The 17,615-nt window shown below is 72.1% G+C and carries 14 protein-coding genes; 2 read left to right on the top strand and 12 right to left on the bottom strand.

Annotation, left to right across the window (positions count from 1 at the left end; all coding sequences use genetic code 11):
- Nucleotides 1-23: 23 nt before the first annotated feature.
- Nucleotides 24-1,160: a succinyl-diaminopimelate desuccinylase gene (gene dapE / locus NR073_RS09375; protein WP_256748774.1), complete on the bottom strand. Its 1,137-nt coding sequence runs from the start codon at nt 1,158-1,160 to the stop codon at nt 24-26.
- A gap of 69 nt (nt 1,161-1,229) precedes the next feature.
- Here dapE and dapD point away from each other — a divergent pair, with 69 nt between their 5' ends.
- Together dapD and NR073_RS09365 are read left to right on the top strand one after the other, a co-directional pair.
- Nucleotides 1,230-2,195 carry a 2,3,4,5-tetrahydropyridine-2,6-dicarboxylate N-succinyltransferase gene (gene dapD / locus NR073_RS09370; RefSeq protein ID WP_061867041.1) on the top strand — a complete coding sequence of 322 codons (966 nt, stop codon included), beginning with the start codon at nt 1,230-1,232 and terminating at the stop codon, nt 2,193-2,195.
- Nucleotides 2,196-2,470: 275 nt separating this feature from the next.
- On the top strand, nt 2,471-3,478 hold the full coding sequence (locus NR073_RS09365; protein ID WP_256748773.1) for a DUF559 domain-containing protein: 1,008 nt from the start codon (nt 2,471-2,473) through the stop codon (nt 3,476-3,478).
- A gap of 96 nt (nt 3,479-3,574) precedes the next feature.
- On the opposite strand, the gene NR073_RS09360 is transcribed toward NR073_RS09365, so the two are convergent.
- The 11 genes from NR073_RS09360 to NR073_RS09310 form a co-directional block, all read right to left on the bottom strand.
- A complete protein-coding gene (locus NR073_RS09360; protein ID WP_073117070.1) occupies nt 3,575-4,861 on the bottom strand; it encodes a citrate synthase in 1,287 nt (428 codons plus the stop codon).
- A 148-nt stretch (nt 4,862-5,009) separates the two neighbouring features.
- On the bottom strand, nt 5,010-6,161 hold the full coding sequence (gene dapC / locus NR073_RS09355; protein ID WP_256748772.1) for a succinyldiaminopimelate transaminase: 1,152 nt from the start codon (nt 6,159-6,161) through the stop codon (nt 5,010-5,012).
- 6 nt (nt 6,162-6,167) lie between these two features.
- Nucleotides 6,168-6,494 (bottom strand): ferredoxin, encoded by a 327-nt coding sequence (gene fdxA / locus NR073_RS09350; protein WP_002855160.1) that lies wholly within the window; start codon nt 6,492-6,494, stop codon nt 6,168-6,170.
- Complete coding sequence (locus tag NR073_RS09345; RefSeq protein WP_061867043.1) at nt 6,491-7,057, bottom strand: hypothetical protein; 567 nt, start codon at nt 7,055-7,057, stop codon at nt 6,491-6,493. The genes fdxA and NR073_RS09345 overlap by 4 nt, the downstream gene beginning before the upstream one ends.
- Entirely contained in the window at nt 7,050-8,960 is a 1,911-nt protein-coding gene (typA, locus tag NR073_RS09340; protein WP_002855163.1) for a translational GTPase TypA, read from the bottom strand. Before typA ends, NR073_RS09345 begins: the two co-directional genes overlap by 8 nt.
- Nucleotides 8,961-9,108: 148 nt before the next feature.
- Entirely contained in the window at nt 9,109-10,989 is a 1,881-nt protein-coding gene (locus NR073_RS09335) for an ABC transporter ATP-binding protein (RefSeq protein ID WP_256748771.1), read from the bottom strand.
- Complete coding sequence (locus NR073_RS09330) at nt 10,986-12,176, bottom strand: ABC transporter permease (RefSeq protein WP_256748783.1); 1,191 nt, start codon at nt 12,174-12,176, stop codon at nt 10,986-10,988. The genes NR073_RS09335 and NR073_RS09330 overlap by 4 nt, the downstream gene beginning before the upstream one ends.
- Nucleotides 12,177-12,181: 5 nt before the next feature.
- On the bottom strand, nt 12,182-13,702 hold the full coding sequence (locus NR073_RS09325) for an ABC transporter permease (RefSeq protein ID WP_256748770.1): 1,521 nt from the start codon (nt 13,700-13,702) through the stop codon (nt 12,182-12,184).
- Between the two features lie 162 nt (nt 13,703-13,864).
- Nucleotides 13,865-15,724: an ABC transporter family substrate-binding protein gene (locus NR073_RS09320; protein WP_256748769.1), complete on the bottom strand. Its 1,860-nt coding sequence runs from the start codon at nt 15,722-15,724 to the stop codon at nt 13,865-13,867.
- A 194-nt stretch (nt 15,725-15,918) separates the two neighbouring features.
- Nucleotides 15,919-17,397 (bottom strand): NAD(P)/FAD-dependent oxidoreductase, encoded by a 1,479-nt coding sequence (locus tag NR073_RS09315; protein ID WP_256748768.1) that lies wholly within the window; start codon nt 17,395-17,397, stop codon nt 15,919-15,921.
- A gap of 18 nt (nt 17,398-17,415) precedes the next feature.
- On the bottom strand, nt 17,416-17,615 hold a 200-nt coding region (locus NR073_RS09310; protein WP_256748728.1), incomplete at its 5' end, for an integrase core domain-containing protein.

Raw genomic sequence — 17,615 nt, 5'->3', positions numbered from 1 at the left:
ACGGGGTCGGCGGACGTCGTGGGTCAGCCGGCCAGCCAGGCCGCGAGCGCCGCGAGGCACGCGTGGACCGCCTCGCGGGGCACGTGCTCGTCGTCCGTGTGGGCCAGGAGGGCGTCGCCGGGGCCGAAGTTGACCGCGGGGACGCCCAGCTGGGAGAACCGGGCCACGTCCGTCCACCCGTACTTGGGCTGGGGCTCTCCCCCGACGGCGGCGACGAACGCGGCGGCGGCCGGCCGGTCCAGACCGGGGCGGGCGGCGGGCGAGGCGTCGTCGATCCGCACCTGGGCGTCCCAGTCCACGCCGGCCCCCTCCAGCACCGTGCGGACGTGCGCGTGGGCCTGCTCGAGGGTCTTGTCCGGCGCGAACCGGTAGTTCAGGTCCACGGACGCCTCGTCCGGGATGACGTTGCCCGCGACGCCGCCGGCCACGCGGATCGCGTGCAGCCCCTCGCGGTACTCCAGGCCCTCCACCGTGACCGTGGCCGGCTCGTACGCCGCCAGGGCGGTGAGCACGGGGGCCAGCTTGTGGATCGCGTTGTCGCCGCGCCAGGCGCGGCCCGAGTGCGCCGCGACACCGGGGAAGGTGACGCGGTACCGGCACGTGCCGTTGCAGCCGCCCTCCACGACGCCGTCGGTCGGCTCGAGCAGCACCGCGAAGTCGCCCTCCAGCAGCTCGGGGGCTTGGCGGGCCACGCGGGCGAGGCCCGAGAGGTCCGAGGCGACCTCCTCGTGGTCGTAGAACACCCACGTGACGTCGTGCACGGGCGTGGGGCCGTCCTCGCGGCCGAAGCGACCGGCCAGGGCCAGCTGCACGGCGACGCCGGACTTCATGTCCACGGCCCCGCGGCCATACAGCACGTCCCCGTCCCACGCCGCGGGCACGGTCCCGCGCGAGCCCGGCACGGTGGGCAGGGGCACCGTGTCCAGGTGCCCGGCCAGGATCACGCGGGTCGGCCGCCCCAGAGCGGTGCGGGCGACGACGGCGTCCCCGAACCGCCGCACCTCGAGGCCGCCGAGGGCGCACAGGGCCTGCTCGACGGCGTCGGCCAGCGGCCCCTCCTCCCCCGAGACGGAGCGCACGTCCAGCAGGGTGGCGGTGAGCGCCGCGACGTCGAGGTCCGGATCGGCGAGGTCGGGCAGGGTGTTGGGGGTGAGACTCATGTGTCCAGTCTACGGACGCGCCTCCCGCCGCCCTGCAGCGGGCCCCGGCCGCTCAGTAGGCTGAGGCGCATGACCCAGACCGCTGCACAGCAGCCCTCCCCCCGTCTCGTCTCCGGCCACGGCCTGGCCACCACGGCCGCCGACGGCGCCGTCCTGGACGTGTGGTTCCCCGCCCCCGTGACCGGTCCGCTCTCCGCCGCGGACGCCTCGCTGCGCGACACCCTGCGCGCCCTCGCCGCGGACGACGCGGACCGCGGGACCACGCAGGCCGTCGTCGAGCTGGAAGTCGACCTGGACGCCGCCCCGGCCTCCACCGCGGACGCGTGGCTGCGCCTGCACGCCCTCTCGCACCGCCTGGCGCGGCCGAACGAGCTCAACCTCGACGGCGTCTTCGGGCTGCTCACCAACGTGGTGTGGACGAACCACGGACCCTGCGCGGTCGCCGACTTCGAGCTGACGCGGGCGAGGCTGCGTGCCCGCGGCGCCGTGCAGGTGTACGGCGTGGACAAGTTCCCGCGCATGACGGACTACGTCGTGCCCTCCGGGGTGCGCATCGGCGACGCGGACCGGGTGCGCCTGGGCGCCCACCTGGCCGAGGGGACGACCGTGATGCACGAGGGCTTCGTGAACTTCAACGCGGGCACCCTGGGGCACTCGATGGTGGAGGGCCGGATCTCGGCCGGCGTCGTGGTGGGCGATGGGTCCGACGTCGGAGGCGGCGCGTCCATCATGGGCACGCTCTCCGGCGGCGGCACCCAGCGGATCGTGATCGGCGAGCACGTGCTGCTCGGCGCGAACTCCGGCGTGGGCATCTCCGTCGGCGACGACTGCGTGGTCGAGGCCGGTCTGTACGTCACCGCCGGCACGCGCGTGAGCGTGCTGCAGGACGGCGAGGCGGCGCGGACCGTGAAGGCCGTGGACCTCTCCGGCGTGCCGAACCTGCTGTTCCGCCGCAACTCCACCACGGGCGGGGTCGAGGCCCTCCCCCGCGCCGGCCGGACCGTCGAACTGAACGCGGCGCTGCACGCGAACTGACCCGGCGCGGCCGGCCCGCGGCCCGCGACCGCGACCCTTCCCTCCCCGTTCCCCGCCGCGTTCCCCGCCGCGTTTGGGGGCGATTTCCGGTGGTATCCCGCCGGGATAACGCCCAGTATCGCCCCCGGAACTCCCCGGCGGCCCGGGGGCGGGGCGACGACGGCGGCACGCGGCGCGGGCCGTCGGCTCCTGCACAGCAGCGCCCGCCCCGCGCGTCATCCCCGTGCCGCGGCCAGCGCGCCCCGGGCGCCTCGCCGGCGTCGTCCGATGGGTGCATGCCGCGCGTCGTCATTCCTCTGCCGCCCGACCAGCCCGCCGTCCTGTTGGCCACGGACCTGGCCCGACTGGGGCTGCCGCCCGACCGCGCCCGCCGGTCGGACCTGGAGCGGGTCGGACAGGGCTTCCACCGGCAGCGGGCACGCCCTGGCACGGGCTGGGCCGACCTGGGCCTGCCCGAGCCCGGGCACGGCTTCTCCCCCGATCACCTCGCCGCGCTCCTGCGCCGACGCCCGGATGCCGTCCTCTCCCACGAGACCGCGGCCCACCTGCACGGCCTGCCGATGCCCGCGCGAGCCTGGCGGCGGCGCGACCCGGCGACGGGCGAGCTCGAGGCCGACCCGCCGGTGCACCTCACCGTGGCCCGGGGGACACGACGCGTCCGGCGGGCCGGACTGATGGACCACCGGCGGCCGCTGGCGCCCGAGTTCGTCACGCACGTGCACGGCCTGCGCGTCACCACCGTCGATCGCACCTGGCTGGACCTGTGCTCCCTGACTCCCCCGTGGACGTTCGAGGACCTCGTGGCCGCCGGCGACCACGCCGTCAGGCACCCGTGGACGCCGGCGGGCCGGACAGATCCGGCCACCACGATCGCCGCGCTGCGCTCGGCGCTGCACGCGTCCGGACGCTTCCATGGCCGCCCGGCCGCCCGGGAGGCGCTGGATTCCGTTCGCGTCGGGGCCGACTCGCCGCCCGAGACCCGCCTGCGCCTCGCCCTCGTGGCCGGCGGACTGCCGGAGCCGGAGCTGCAGGCCGCGCTCGAGCCCGGGGACCCCTTCTCCCCCGTGGCCGACCTGGCCTACCGTCACGTGCGCCTGGCCCTGCAGTACGACGGTGCGGGGCACCGCACGCGGGAGCAGCAGGCGCGCGACGCCCGCCGGGACCGCTACGGGCAGGCGCGCGGCTGGACGACGCTCCGCGTCACCTGGGCCGATGGGCGCGAGGACTTCCGTGGCGTCGTCGCGGTGGTCCGACGCCGCCTCGGCCCCTCCGCCTCGACGTAAGCGCGCTCCGGCGAACGCATTGGGGGCGGTTTCGGGTGGTATTCCGTCGGAATACCACCCGAAACCGCCCCCCAACGCAGGGTCAGCGCCCCCGGATCAGCGCTGCGGGTACTGGCGCAGCTGCTCGCCCACGTAGATCTGGCGCGGGCGGCCGATCTTGGTGGCCGGGTCCTCCATGAGCTCGCGCCACTGGGCGATCCAGCCGGGCAGGCGGCCCAGGGCGAAGAGGACGGTGAACATCTTCTCCGGGAAGCCCATGGCCTTGTAGATCACGCCGGTGTAGAAGTCGACGTTCGGGTAGAGCTTGCGCTCCACGAAGTAGTCGTCGGCGAGGGCCTTCTCCTCGAGGCGCTGGGCGATCTCGAGCAGCTCGTCGTTGCCGCCCATCTTGCCCAGGATGTCCTCGGCGGTCTTCTTGATGATCTTGGCCCGCGGGTCGTAGTTCTTGTACACGCGGTGGCCGAAGCCCATCAGGCGGACGCCGTCCTCCTTGTTCTTCACCTTCTCCATGAAGTCCTCGGGCGTGATGCCCTCCGACTTGATCTTCCGGAGCATGTTCAGCACGGCCTCGTTGGCGCCGCCGTGCAGCGGGCCGTAGAGGGCGTTGATGCCGGCGGACACCGAGGCGAACAGGTTGGCCTGGGTGGAGCCGACCAGGCGCACCGTGGAGGTGGAGGCGTTCTGCTCGTGGTCGGCGTGCAGCATGAGCAGCAGGTCGAGGGCCTTGACCACGTCCGGGTCGATGTCGTATTCCTCGGCCGGCACGCCGAAGCACAGGCGGAGGAAGTTCTCCACGTAGTTCAGCGAGTTGTGCGGGTACATGAACGGCTGGCCCAGCGACTTCTTGAACGCGTAGGAGGCCAGCACCGGCAGCTTGCCCAGCAGACGCACGGTGGAGATGTGGACCTGCTCCGGATCGTGCGGGTCCAGGGAGTCCGGGTAGAACGTGGACAGCCCGGACACGGAGGAGGACAGCACCGGCATGGGGTGCGCATCCCGCGGGAAGCCGTTGAAGAACAGCTTGAGGTCCTCGTGCACCATGTTGTGGCGCAGGATGTTGGTCTCCCAGGCCTCCAGGGTCTCCTTGGACTCGGGCAGCTCGCCGTAGATCAGCAGGTAGGCCACCTCCATGAAGGAGGAGTGCTCGGCGAGGTCCTCGATGGCGTAGCCGCGGTAGCGCAGGATGCCCTGGTCGCCGTCGATGAACGTGACGGCCGACTTGGCGTTCGCCGTGTTCATGAAGCCCGGGTCGTAGGTGACGTCGCCGGTCTCCTTCAGGAGCGGGGCGATGTTGATGCCGTTGTTGCCCTCTGTGGCGTGCTCGACGCCCAGGTCCAGGCTCTGCTCGCCGACGGTCAGCCGGACGGACTCGTGATGGGTCACGGGTGTGCTCCCTCGTCTTCTCTTCTCGATGGCCCGGGTTCGCGCGCCCGTGTGGGCGCGCCCACACGGGGACGACTCTGCTCCAAACTATCAAGGACCGGCCCGGGGCGCGCGGTCGCTTCCCCCGACGACGGCCCTCGGCCCCGGCTCAGCCGGTCCGAGGCCCGCGGGCGGTGAGTCTCGCCGCGGCCCGGGCGACCGCCTCGTCCGTGGCGGTGATCGCCACGCGGACGTAGCCGTCGCCGCCGGCACCGTAGAACACGCCGGGCCCGGCGATGATGCCCAGGTCCGCCAGCTCGCCCAGCAGGTCCCACGAGTCCTGCGCCGTGGCGTCGGCCGGATCCCGGTCCGCCCGCCGAGTCCACAGGTACAGCCCCGCCTCGGAGTGGTCCACGGCATGGCCGGAGACCTCCAGCGCGGTGCGCAGCGCGTCCCGACGGCGGCGGTAGCGGTCCTTCTGCTCCGCGACGTGCGCGTCGTCGGCCAGGGCCACGGCCATCGCGTGCTGCACCGGGGCGGGCACGATCATGCCCGCGTGCTTGCGGGTGTTGACCAGGGTCGCCACGAGCTCCGGATCCCCCGCGGCGAACGCGGCGCGGTAGCCGGCGAGATTGGACTGCTTGGACAGCGAGTAGACGCTCAGCAGGCCCGTCAGGTCGCCGCCGGAGACCTCGTCGGACAGGATGCAGGGCACGACGGCCCCGTCCCACGCGTCCCAGCCGAGCTCGGCGTAGCACTCGTCCCCGCACACCACGGCCCCCACGGCACGGGCGGCGTCGACCGTGCAGCGAAGCGCCGCCGCGTCCAGCACGGCACCGGTGGGGTTGGCCGGCGAGTTGGTCCACACGAGGCGCACCCGCTCACGCACCTCGGGCGCCAGCGCGTCGAGGTCGTCCGCGGCCACGGCCTCCGCCCCGGCCAGCAGCGCGCCCACCGCATAGGTGGGATAGGCGGCCTCGGGGTGGACGACGACGTCGCCTGCGCCCAGCCCGAGCAGCGTGGGCAGCCACGCGATGAACTCCTTGGACCCGACCGTGGGCACCACGGCCGCCGGGTCCAGCCCGGACACCCCGCGGCGCCGGGCGTACCAGTCGACGACCGCGCGGCGCAGGGCGTCCGTGCCGTGCGTCGTCGGGTAGCCGTGCGCGTCGGCGGCCTCGGTCAGGGCCCGGCGGATCAGCGCCGGCGTCGGATCCACGGGCGTGCCGATGGACAGGTCCGCGACGCCGTCCGGGTGGGCGGCGGCACGCTCACGGTAGGGGGTGAGCGTGTCCCACGGGTAGTCCGGCAGCGTCAGCATGGGGGCTCAGGCGTCCGCGTTCTGCAGGGGCAGGGCGGAGATGATCGGGTGGTCCTTGGCGATCATGCCCAGCTTGGCGGCGCCGCCCGGGGAGCCCAGGTCGTCGAAGAACTCGACGTTGGCCTTGTAGTACTCGGCCCACTCGTCGGGGGTGTCGTCCTCGTAGTAGATGGCCTCGACGGGGCACACCGGCTCGCACGCACCGCAGTCGACGCACTCGTCCGGGTGGATGTAGAGCATGCGCTCACCCTCGTAGATGCAGTCCACGGGGCATTCGTCGATGCACGCCTTGTCCTTGACGTCCACACACGGCAACGCGATCACGTAGGTCATGGCTGACCGTCCACCTCTCTCTGGGCACGGGGTTGCGGGGCTGCGGTCCAGGGTACTCGCTCCCCCGGACGCGTTTCGCGGGCGGTCACAGTCGCCCGGCGGGGGCGCGTGGCGCCGTCGGCGGCCTCCGCGGGTCGGCGGTCCAGCCGCCGGCCCGCGGCCAGCAGGACCAGGCCGAGCGCCGGCTGGCCGACGTTCCAGGCCACGGAGGCGACGACGGCGCCCGGCGCCGCCGCCCACAGGCCGGCCGTCCAGGACACCCCCAGGGCGTCGTCCACCGGCAGGCGCTGCAGGGCCAGGACGGCGGTGAACGCGCCGGCGACGACCGCGGCCCCCGCCGGCAGGGCTCGCCCGCCGCGGCCCGCGCGTCGGACCATCCACCAGCGCTGCGTCGAGCCGACGAGCACGAGCGCCAGCACCGCCCCCCAGGGCAGGGCCCAGCCGCCCGGCAGGGAGGCCAGGTTCAGATGGACGGCGGTGCCGAGCGCGCCGGCGACGACGCCGAGCAGCGCCCCGCCCACCACGTCGGCGGGCCGGGCGCGTCGGCGGGGACGGTCAGGCACGGGCGCGGGCGCGCGCGGCCTTCAGGCGCTCGTTGGCGTCCAGGACGACCTTGCGGATGCGGATGTCCTCGGGGGTGATCTCCACGCACTCGTCCTCGCGGGCGAACTCGAGGGACTCCTCGAGGGTGAGCCGGCGCGGGGGCGTCAGGCCCTCGAACGACTCGGAGGAGGCCGCACGCATGTTGGTGAGCTTCTTCTCCTTGGTGATGTTCACGTCCATGTCGTCGGCGCGCGAGTTCTCGCCCACGATCATGCCCTCGTACACCTCGGCGCCGGGCTGCACGAAGAAGGTGCCGCGCTCCTGCAGGTTGATCATGGCGAACGGCGTGGCGGAGCCCGCGCGGTCGGCCACGAGGGAGCCGTTGGTGCGGTACTCGATCTCGCCGGTCCACGGCTCGTAGCCGGCCGCGTAGGAGGAGGCGATGCCCGCGCCGCGGGTCTCGGTGAGGAAGCGGGTGCGGAAGCCGATCAGGCCGCGGGCCGGGACCAGGAACTCCATGCGGATCCAGCCCGTGCCGTGGTTGGACATCTCCTGCATGCGGCCCTTGCGGGCGGCCATGAGCTGCGTGACCGCGCCCATGAACTCCTCCGGGATGTCGATGGTCATGCGCTCCATCGGCTCGTGGACCTTGCCGTCCACGGTCCGGGTGACCACCTGCGGCTTGCCCACGGTGAGCTCGAAGCCCTCGCGGCGCATCTGCTCCACGAGGATGGCCAGGGCGAGCTCGCCGCGGCCCTGCACCTCCCACGCGTCCGGGCGCTCGGTGGGGAGCACCTTGAGCGAGACGTTGCCGATCAGCTCCTTGTCCAGGCGGTCCTTCACCTGGCGCGCTGTGACCTTGGCGCCCTTGACGCGGCCGGCCAGCGGGGAGGTGTTGATGCCCACGGTCATGGAGATGGCCGGGTCGTCCACCGTGATCAGCGGCAGCGGCTTCGGGTTCTCCGCGTCGGTGAGGGTCTCGCCGATCATGATGTCCTCGATGCCGGCGACGGCGACGATCTCGCCCGGGCCGGCCTCCTCCGCGGGCACGCGCTCGAGGCCCTTGGTGGCCAGCAGCTCGGTGATCTTCACGGTCTTCAGGGCGCCGTCCTGGCGGGCCCACGCGACCTGCTGGCCCTTGCGGAGGGTGCCGTTGAAGATGCGCAGCAGCGCGAGGCGGCCGAGGAACGGGGAGGCGTCCAGGTTGGTGACGTGCGCCTGGAGGACCTCGCCCTCGGTGTAGGACGGGGCCGGGATGTGCTCCATGATCACGTTGAAGAGGGCCTCGAGGTCCTCGGCCTCCGGCAGGGCGCCGTCGGCGGGCTGGGTCAGGGAGGCGCGGCCGGCCTTGCCCGAGGCGTAGACGACGGGGACGTCCAGCACCGAGTCGAGGTCCAGGTCCGGATCCTCCTCGGCCAGGTCCGAGGCCAGGCCGAGCAGCAGGTCCATGGAGTCGGAGACGACCCCGTCGATGCGCGCGTCCGGGCGGTCCGTCTTGTTGACCACGAGGATCACGGGCAGCTTGGCGGCGAGGGCCTTGCGGAGCACGAAGCGGGTCTGGGGCAGCGGGCCCTCGGAGGAGTCCACGAGCAGCACGACGCCGTCCACCATGGACAGGCCGCGCTCCACCTCGCCGCCGAAGTCGGCGTGGCCGGGGGTGTCGATCACGTTGATGGTGACGGTCTCGCCCTCGGGGGCGGACGGGCCGGAGTAGAACACCGTGGTGTTCTTGGCGAGGATCGTGATCCCCTTCTCCTTCTCCAGGTCCCCGGAGTCCATGACCCGCTCGGCGACGTCGCCGTGCGTGTTGAAGGCACCGGTCTGGCGCAGCATGGCGTCCACCATCGTGGTCTTGCCATGGTCCACGTGGGCCACGATGGCCACGTTGCGCAGATCGGAGCGGCGGGTTTCGGTCGAGGTCATGGGCGTCCTGTCCGGTTCGACATCAAAGGGGTGGAGGCGCACGACGACGGCGGCCCCCGTGCGATTGTACGCGCAGGGGCCGCCGTGGACAGGCGGGCCGGTGGGCCCGGGGCCGGCGGCGGGACGCGCCCGCCGCCGACCCGCGCGGTCAGTAGACGCCCTCGCCGAGGGAGGCGAGGAACTCGCGGCGCTCCTGGCGACGCTCCGCCTGCTGGTCCGGGTCCGGCACGGGCGCCGCCGCCAGGAGGCGACGGGTGTACTCCTCCTTCGGACGGTGGAGCACCTCCTCCGTGGGGCCCTGCTCCACCTGGCGGCCGTCCTTGAGGACGAGCACCTTGTGGGCCAGCATGTCCACCACCGCGAGGTCGTGGGACACGAACAGGCACGCGAACTCGTAGCGCTGCTGCAGCTCCGCGAACATGTCCAGCACGGCGGCCTGGACGGACACGTCCAGGGCCGAGGTCGGCTCGTCCGCGATGAGCACCTGGGGGTCCAGGGTCAGGGCGCGGGCGATGGAGATGCGCTGGCGCTGACCGCCGGAGAGCTCGTGCGGGTACCGGTTCACCACGGAGCGCGGCAGACGCACCGCGTCCAGCAGCTCCTCGGCGCGGGCCAGGCGCGAGCGCCGGTCCCCCACCTTGTGCACGACCATCGGCTCGGTGATGATGTCGCCGATCGGGAACCGCGGGTCCAGCGAGGCCGCCGGGTCCTGGAAGACCACGCCGATGTTCTTGCGCAGGGCGCGCTGCTCGGCCCTGGGCATCGTCGCCAGGTCGTGGCCCTGGATGCGCAGCGAGCCCTCCGCGATGGTGAGCAGGCCGAGCACCGACTTGGCGATGGTGGACTTGCCCGAGCCGGACTCGCCCACCAGACCCAGGATCTCGCCCGGGGCCACCTGGAAGCTGACGTCGTGGACCACGCGGTTCTTCTTGCCGCGGTGGTCGTACTCGAGGTGGAGGTTCTCCGCCTCGATCGCGTACCGGGCCTGCGTCTGCGTGGCCGTGACCGGCTCCGGCTCCGCCACCTCGAGGGGCTCGCCGAGGCGCGGCACCGCCGAGAGCAGCTTCTGGGTGTACGGGTGCCGGGCGTGCTGGAGCACCTGGTGCACCGAGCCCTGCTCCACGAGCTCGCCGTGGAGCATCACGCACACCCGGTCCGCCATGTCCGCCACCACGCCCATGTTGTGCGTGATGAGCAGGATGCCGGTGTTCATCTTGTTCTTCAGGGAGCGCAGCAGCTCCAGGATCTCGGCCTGGACCGTCACGTCGAGCGCCGTGGTGGGCTCGTCCGCGATGATCACCTTCGGCGAGCAGCTGATCGCCATCGCGATGACGATGCGCTGGCGCTGGCCGCCCGAGAACTGGTGGGGGTACTGCTTGAGCCGGGTGGCGGCGTCGGGGATGCCCACCATGGTGAGCAGCTCGACGGCGCGCTTGTCCGCCTCGGTGCCGTAGGCGATGCCGTGCAGCTCGAGGGCCTCCGTGAGCTGGTCGCCCACGGTGAGGACGGGGTTCAGGGCCGTCATGGGCTCCTGGAACACCATCGCCACCTCGTCGCCGCGGATGTCGCGCAGCTGCCCCGGGGTCATGGTGAGCACCTCGCGGCCGGCCAGCTTCACGGAGCCGGTGATGTCCGCATTGCCCGGGAGCAGGCCCATGGCGGTGGCGCTCGTGACGGACTTGCCGGAGCCGGACTCGCCCACGAGGGCGACGACCTCGCCGGGCTTGACGTCGAACGTCACGCCCTTGACCGCGTGCACCTCGCCGAACTCGGTCGCGAACTTCACGTCCACGTCGCGGAAGGCGAGCACCGGCTCGCCGCCCAGGTCGTCGTGGCGGGCCACGACGCCCATCGCGCTCGTCGCGGGGCCCGGAGGCACGCCGCCGGCGCCGGAGGAGCCGGGCACGGCGGCGCCGCGCGCCTCGAGGTCGGCCGACGACGCCGCGTGCGAGCCCTGCCCGCCGGCGGTCACGTCGTTCTGGTTCTTCTTGCCGAACATGGATCGGCCTTTCTTGTCGTTCGCGCTCATCGCTGACCGTCCTCGTCCGCGTCGGAGATCCGTGCGGACCCGCCGGCCTCCTCCACGGGGGCCTCGATCCGACCGGCCGTCGGGGCCGCGGCCAGACCGCCCGCTGTCGTCGCACCGGCCTCGGTGGCGGCCGCGCGGCGGCCGAAGAAGCGGGGCCTGCGGTGGGCGCCCGCGCCCTGGCGCGGGTCGAAGGCGTCGCGCAGGCCGTCGCCGAGGAAGTTCACGGACAGGGCGATCGCCAGGATGATCATGCCGGGCCACCAGAACAGCCACGGACGGGTGGTGAACGCGTTCTGGTAGTCGGAGATGAGCAGGCCCAGGGACGAGTCCGGCGCCTTCACGCCGAATCCGAGGAAGGACAGCGAGGTCTCCAGCAGCACCGCGCCCGCGATGGCGAACGTCGCGTTCACGACGATCACGCCGATCGTGTTGGGCAGCAGGTGCTTGAAGATCAGGCGGCCCGGCTTGGCGCCCATGGCGACGGCGGCCGCCACGAACTCCTTCTCGCGCAGGGACAGGACCTCGCCGCGCACGAGGCGGGCCAGGGACGTCCAGGACACGAAGCCGAGCACCACCGCGAGCGGGAGGATGCCCATCTTCATGCCGCTGGCCATCTGGCCGAGCACCGCGGCGAGCACGAGCAGCGGGATGACGATGATCAGGTCGGTCAGGCGCATCAGCACGGAGTCGACCCAGCCGCCGAAGTAGCCGGACACGGCGCCGACGATCGCGCCGATCACGGTGGAGAGCAGGCCCACGATGGCCGCGATGATCATGGACTGCTGGGTCCCGCGCATCACGAGGGCGAAGTAGTCCTTGCCCGTGGTGTCCTGGCCGAAGGGGTGCTCGCCCCAGCGGATGCCTTCGCCGCCGAGGGCCTGGGGCATGAGCGAGAGCGTCGGGTGGCCGCCGTTCACCACGGTGCCCGCGGCCGTGTAGGACTTGTCCCACCAGCCGGGGATGCCGGCGAAGCCGATGGAGGAGAACGCCATCAGCGTGATGAAGACCAGCACGATCAGGGAGATCATCGCCGCCTTGTGGCGGAAGAACCGCTTGCGGACCAGGGCACCCTGGGAGTAGGACTTCCCGGCCTTGGCGCGGAGCTTGGCGTCTTCCGCCTCCGCGAGGTCGAAGATCTGCTTCTCGTCGAGCTGCGCGCCCGTCGTCGAGGAGTTGTTGGTGGTCATCTGGCTCACACTCGAATCCGGGGGTCGAGGACGGCGTAGAGCACGTCCGCCACGAGGTTCATCAGCACGGCGGCGGTGCCCGTCACGAGGAAGAACGCCATCACGGGCATGGGGTCCACGTCGCGCAGGCCGGTGGCGAACAGCTCGCCCATCCCCTTCCAGCCGAACACCTGCTCCGTGATCACGGCGCCGCCGATCAGGCCGGCGAAGTCGAAGGCCATGATCGTGGTGATGGGGATCAGGGAGTTGCGGAACGCGTGCTTCAGGATCACCTGGCGCTCCGGCAGGCCCTTGGCGCGCGCGGTGCGGATGTAGTCCTGGCGCGAGACCTCGAGCATGGAGGAGCGCGTGTACCGCGAGTACGTGGCCACCGAGATGATGGTCAGCAGGATGGTGGGCAGCAGCAGCTGCGCACCGCGGTCCAGGAACACCACCCAGAAGTGGGCGTCCAGGTTCGGGGTGCCCGAGCCGATCGTGGAGATCGGGCGCGGCTTGACCTTCAGGAAGGTCGGCCAGTAGTTCATCAGGTGCTCCGCCACGATCGCCACGCCCATGATCAGGGCGGTCACCAGCGAGGCGGACACGGCCGAGCCCTTGGAGAAGCCGCCGAGCAGGCGGCCCACCAGGATGGCCACCAGCACGAGGATGACGCCGAGGCCGGCCAGCAGCAGCGCGGACGGCGTCCGCCACAGCAGGCCGTAGGTGGCGTAGTAGGCGACGAGGCCGATCACGGCCGTGACCAGGGCGGCCTTGAGGACCGATCGGTTGCGCAGACCGGAGATCACCGCGGTGGCGCCGACGGCGGCGGCCAGGCCGATGACCAGCTGCACGACCGGGCCCATCTGCGGATGCCGCCAGAAGTCGAGGGCGAACAGCACCCAGCCGGCGAGCAGGATGAACGCGGTGGTGGCGCCGAACGTGAAGGCGCGCCGCCTGAGGTCGCCCGCCATGACGGCCTGCAGGACCAGGCCCGCGAGGACGGCGACCCCGATGAGGAGGGGCCAGTTCAGCTCGGGGCTGCGGATCCAGTCGTTGAACCGGATCCCCATGTACTCCTTGAGGAGGACGGCCGCCCAGAACACGGGCAGCGAGAAGAAGAGGAAGATCAGGAACGTGACCACGTAGTCGAGGCCGGAGTACTGGCGGATCGCGGTGACGATGCCGATCGCGATGCCGATGATGATCGCCAGGACGGTCGCGAGCACCACGAGGCGCAGCGTGGAGGCCGCGGCGTTGCTCAACAGGTCACCGACGGACTGACCGTTCCGGCTGAGGCCGAGGTCGCACTGACCGGTGACGCAGCCGCCGATGCCCTGGAGCCAGTCCCAGTACCGGGCGTACCAGGGCTGGTCCAGCCCCATGAATTCGGTGCGGGCGGCGATGAGGGTCTCGCGGTTGGGGTTCTGTGACTCTCGCAGGTCCTGAAGGGGGTCACCCGAGTGGGCCACGAGGAAGAAGAGCAGGATCGACGCGCCGAACAGCACCAGGAGGGAGCTGCCGAGGCGCTTGAGGATGAATTTCAGCACAACAGGGGGTGACCTTCCGTGCGAGTGCAAGGGAAAGGGAGGGGTGCGGGTTCGCCGCGGTTCACGGGCAGAGCCCGGCCGGTGCCCGGCCGGGCTCTGTCCTCGATCCCGACGCCGGCGGTCCGCGGGAGGCGGACCGCCGGGTCAGAGGTCAGCGGGGTGTCACTCCTGGACGCGGACCCACTGCTCCACGTTCCACAGCGCACCCGACTGGGCGGCGGTGTCGCGCACGTTGGCGACGTCGGCCTTGTGGCCGACCAGACCCGGGTGGGCGTACAGCGGGATGGCCTGGAAGTCCTCCCACAGCAGCTTCTCGATGGTCTTGACCTGCTCCAGCTGCTCGTTCTCGTCCAGCGAGGTGGCGAGCTTGTCCCAGGCCGCATCCACCTCGGGGTTGTTGTAGCTCTGCTGGTTCTGGGCGCCATCCGACTGGTAGATGTTCGCGCCGGAGGCCTTCTGGCCCGAGCCGGCCCAGGCGTAGAGGGCGGCGTCGTAGTCACCGGCCGGCATGACCTCCTTGAAGAACACCGGCGAGTTGGCGTCCTGCACGTCGAAGCCCGCCTGGTCGCAGGAGCTCTTGATGAGTGCGACGGTCTCGGTACGACGCTGGTTTCCGGCCTGGTAGCCGAGGCGGACCGTGGGCTTGGAGACGCCCGACTTCTCGACGAGCTCCTTGGCCTTCTCGATGTTCGGCTGGTCCATCTCCTTCGGGTAGGCCGCGTCCACGACCTCCTGGTACTTGTCCTGGAAGGGGAAGACCTCGCGCAGGTTCATGACCTGGGCGTCCGCATAGATCGGCTTGATCAGGTTGTCCACGATCTGCTGGCGGGGCAGGCAGAGGGCGAAGGCCTCGCGCAGCTCCGGGGAGTCCGCGAAGACGGAGCCCTCGCCGCGGTTGTAGTCCACGTGCTCCCAGGTCAGCTGGTCACCGGTCTGGACGTTGACGGAGTCGCCGAGGCCCTCGAGCTGCTGGAGGGTGTCCACGGTGGCCTGCGGCTCGATGACGTCGAGGTCGCCGTTCTGCAGGGCCTGCACGTGGGTCTTGGGGTCGGCGAAGCGGAGGACGAGCTCCTTGGTGGCCGGCGGGGTGCCCCAGTACTCGGGGTTGGCCTCGAGGGTGATGGACTGGCCGGCCTGCCAGCCGCCGTCCTTGAACTTGTAGGGTCCCATGGAGGGCACCAGCGAAGCGTCCGGCAGCTCGCCGGGGCTGAAGTCCCAGCCGTCGTTCCAGAACTCGGCCGCCGGGGTGAGCGCCTCGACGTCCTTCTCCTTCGCGGCGGTGACGAGCTCCTCGAAGCTCATGCCCGCCTCCTTGGCGACGATGTGCGCCGGCAGCGCGGTGCTGATGAGGATCTCCCAGTCCGCGTAGGGCTCCGGGTAGGTGACGGTGAACTCCTTGCCGTCGGCCTCGCCCTCGGGCGCCTCCGGGATGTACTTGCCCTGCTCGAAGGAGATCGAGTCGAACAGCGGGGTCTCGGCACCTTCGGCCTTGATCGTGTCGTTGTTCGCGGCCCAGTGGACGATGAAGTCGCCCGCGGTGACGGGGGTGCCGTCGGACCACTTGGCGTCGTCGCTGATGGTGTACTTCACGGTCAGCGGGTCGTCCGAGGTCTTCTCGTACGTGCCGAAGTCCTTGTTCGGGATGATCGAGCCGTCGGTGCCGAAGTACCAGAAGGACGAGAACATGCGGTCCGCGACGGCCGAGTTGTACGTGGTGTACGTGTTCGACTGCAGGCCGTTGTAGGACAGGAAGTCGTCGGCGCCCACCGAGTAGGCGATGGAGCCGTCCTGGGTCTTGACGTCGCCCAGGTCGGCCTTCCCCGGCCCGGAGGCCTCGGCGGTGAGCTTCTGGCCCTTGTCCCCTTCGATGACGTTGCCGGCGCCCGAGTCGCCGCCCTGGCTGGCGCCGGAGCCGCTGCTGCTGGAGTCGCCTGCGTTGCCGCCGCCCGGGGCGCACGCGGAGAGGATGAGGGCCGAGCCGGCGGCCAGGGCCGCGGCAGCGGAGAGCTTCGTGTACTTCATGGAAGGTGCTTCCGTTCATGAGAGGTGCAAGGACGTCGCACGCCCACATCCCTGTGGGGACCTGGTGGTGCGAGACGACCCCCGGGCCGTTCCGCCGAGACGGGACGTTCCGTGAGATGGAGCACACTGTAGCGGGCACATTCAGGTTCGCGAAAGTCCGAATCTGGATCCGTCCCGTCCGTGGCGCACAGCGGTCAGCGACGACGGTCCGCCAGCAGCGTCCGCACGGCCCACGCCCCGCCCATGCCATGGACGCCGGCGCCCGGCGGGGTGGAGGCGGAGGCCAGATAGAGCCCGGCCCGGCCCGCCCGGTGCGGCCGGGGCGACACGGTGGGGCGCAGGAGCGCGCGCGCTCCCGCAAGCGATCCCCCGGCGATGTCGCCGCCCACGAGGTTCGGGTTCCACGCCTCCAGATCGGCCGGGCGCATCGCGACCGCGGCCTCGATCCGGTCCCGGAAGCCGGGTGCGTGCCGCTCCACCTCCGCCTCGATCAGCGGACGGACGTCGCCGGGGTAACCGTGGGGCACATGGGCGTAGGACCAGACGACCGTGTGCCCCCGGGCGGGCCCGGTGACCCGTGAGGGGTCCACCGCCTGCTGCTGACAGAGCATGACGAAGGGCCGCGCCGGCATCCGGCCGGCCGCGACGTCGTCCTCGGCCCGCCGGATCTCGGCGGCGGTCCCGCCCAGGTGCACCGTCCCCGCGCCCGCAAGCCGGGCGTCGCGCCACGGGATCGGCCCGTCGAGCAGGAAGTCGACCTTGGACACGGACGGCCCGGGGCGCCACCGGCGCAGGGCCGTGGCGTATCGCGACGGCAGGCCCGTGCCGGCGACGCGCAGCACCTGGCGCGGGGTCAGGTCCAGCACGACGGCGTCCGCGGCGGGCAGCGCGCGCAGGTCCGTGACCTCGTGGCCCAGATGCAGCCGCCCGCCCTGCGCCCGCAGCACCGCCACGAGCGCGTCGACGATCGCCCCCGACCCGCCGCGCGCCACCGGCCAGCCCGAGCTCATCCCGAGCGCACCGAAGAGGGCACCGAACGCCGCCGTCAGGGGCCGGCTCGAGGGCAGGATCGCGTGGGCTGCCGAGCCCGTGAACAGGGCGCGGGCGGCCTCCGTGCGGAACATCGCCCGGCCCAGCAGATCGGCCGGCCACGGGGCGCGCAGGCCGAAACGGGCCATCGCCACCGGATGGGGCGGGGGGCGCAGCACCGGGCCGAGCGCGCCGGCCAGGATCTCGTCGACGTGCGCGACCAGGGCCCCGTGCACGGCCCGCCAGGCCCGCGCGTCGACGCCGAGACCCGCGGCGGTGGCCTCGAGGTCCCGGTGCAGGAGGGCGGCCGGCCCGTCCGGCAGCGGATGTCCCATCGGCACGGCCGGGTGCAGCCAGGCGAGCCCGTGGTCCGTCAGCCCCAGCTCCCGGAACACGGGGCTGGCGACGCCGAACGGATGGCCCGCCGCCCCGAGGTCCACCACGGTCCCCTCCCCCAGCACCGGCGCAGACGCGCACGCGCCGCCGGGCACCGGGGCCCGCTCGACCACGTCCACCTCCCAGCCCTCGCGGGCCAGCAGGGCGGCGGCGGTCAGGCCGTTGGGGCCGGCGCCCACGACGACGGCGCGGCCCGGCTCGACGCCCCGGGGCAGCGCGAATCCGGGGCCGGCGGCGGTGTCGGTCATGGTCTCCTCCTGCGGTCCCTAGGTGTAGGAGGGCATGACGTTGTTGACTCGGGCCGGGGCCAACGAGGCCGGAGGGGCGTCCCCGCAGGAGGTATGAGGCCGATGGTAGTTGTAGTGGTTCACCCACACGGCCAGCGCCTCACGCCGAGCTGTCTCTGAGGTATACGGGCGGGCGTAGAGGACCTCATCGACCATCAGCCGGTTGTACCGTTCGACCT

The organism is Micrococcus sp. Mcc28 (genome assembly GCF_024519775.1).
In the GTDB taxonomy this organism is placed as follows: domain Bacteria; phylum Actinomycetota; class Actinomycetes; order Actinomycetales; family Micrococcaceae; genus Micrococcus; species Micrococcus luteus.
Note: the sequence above shows the minus strand (reverse complement) of the source record. Positions and strands in the feature narration are given on the sequence as shown.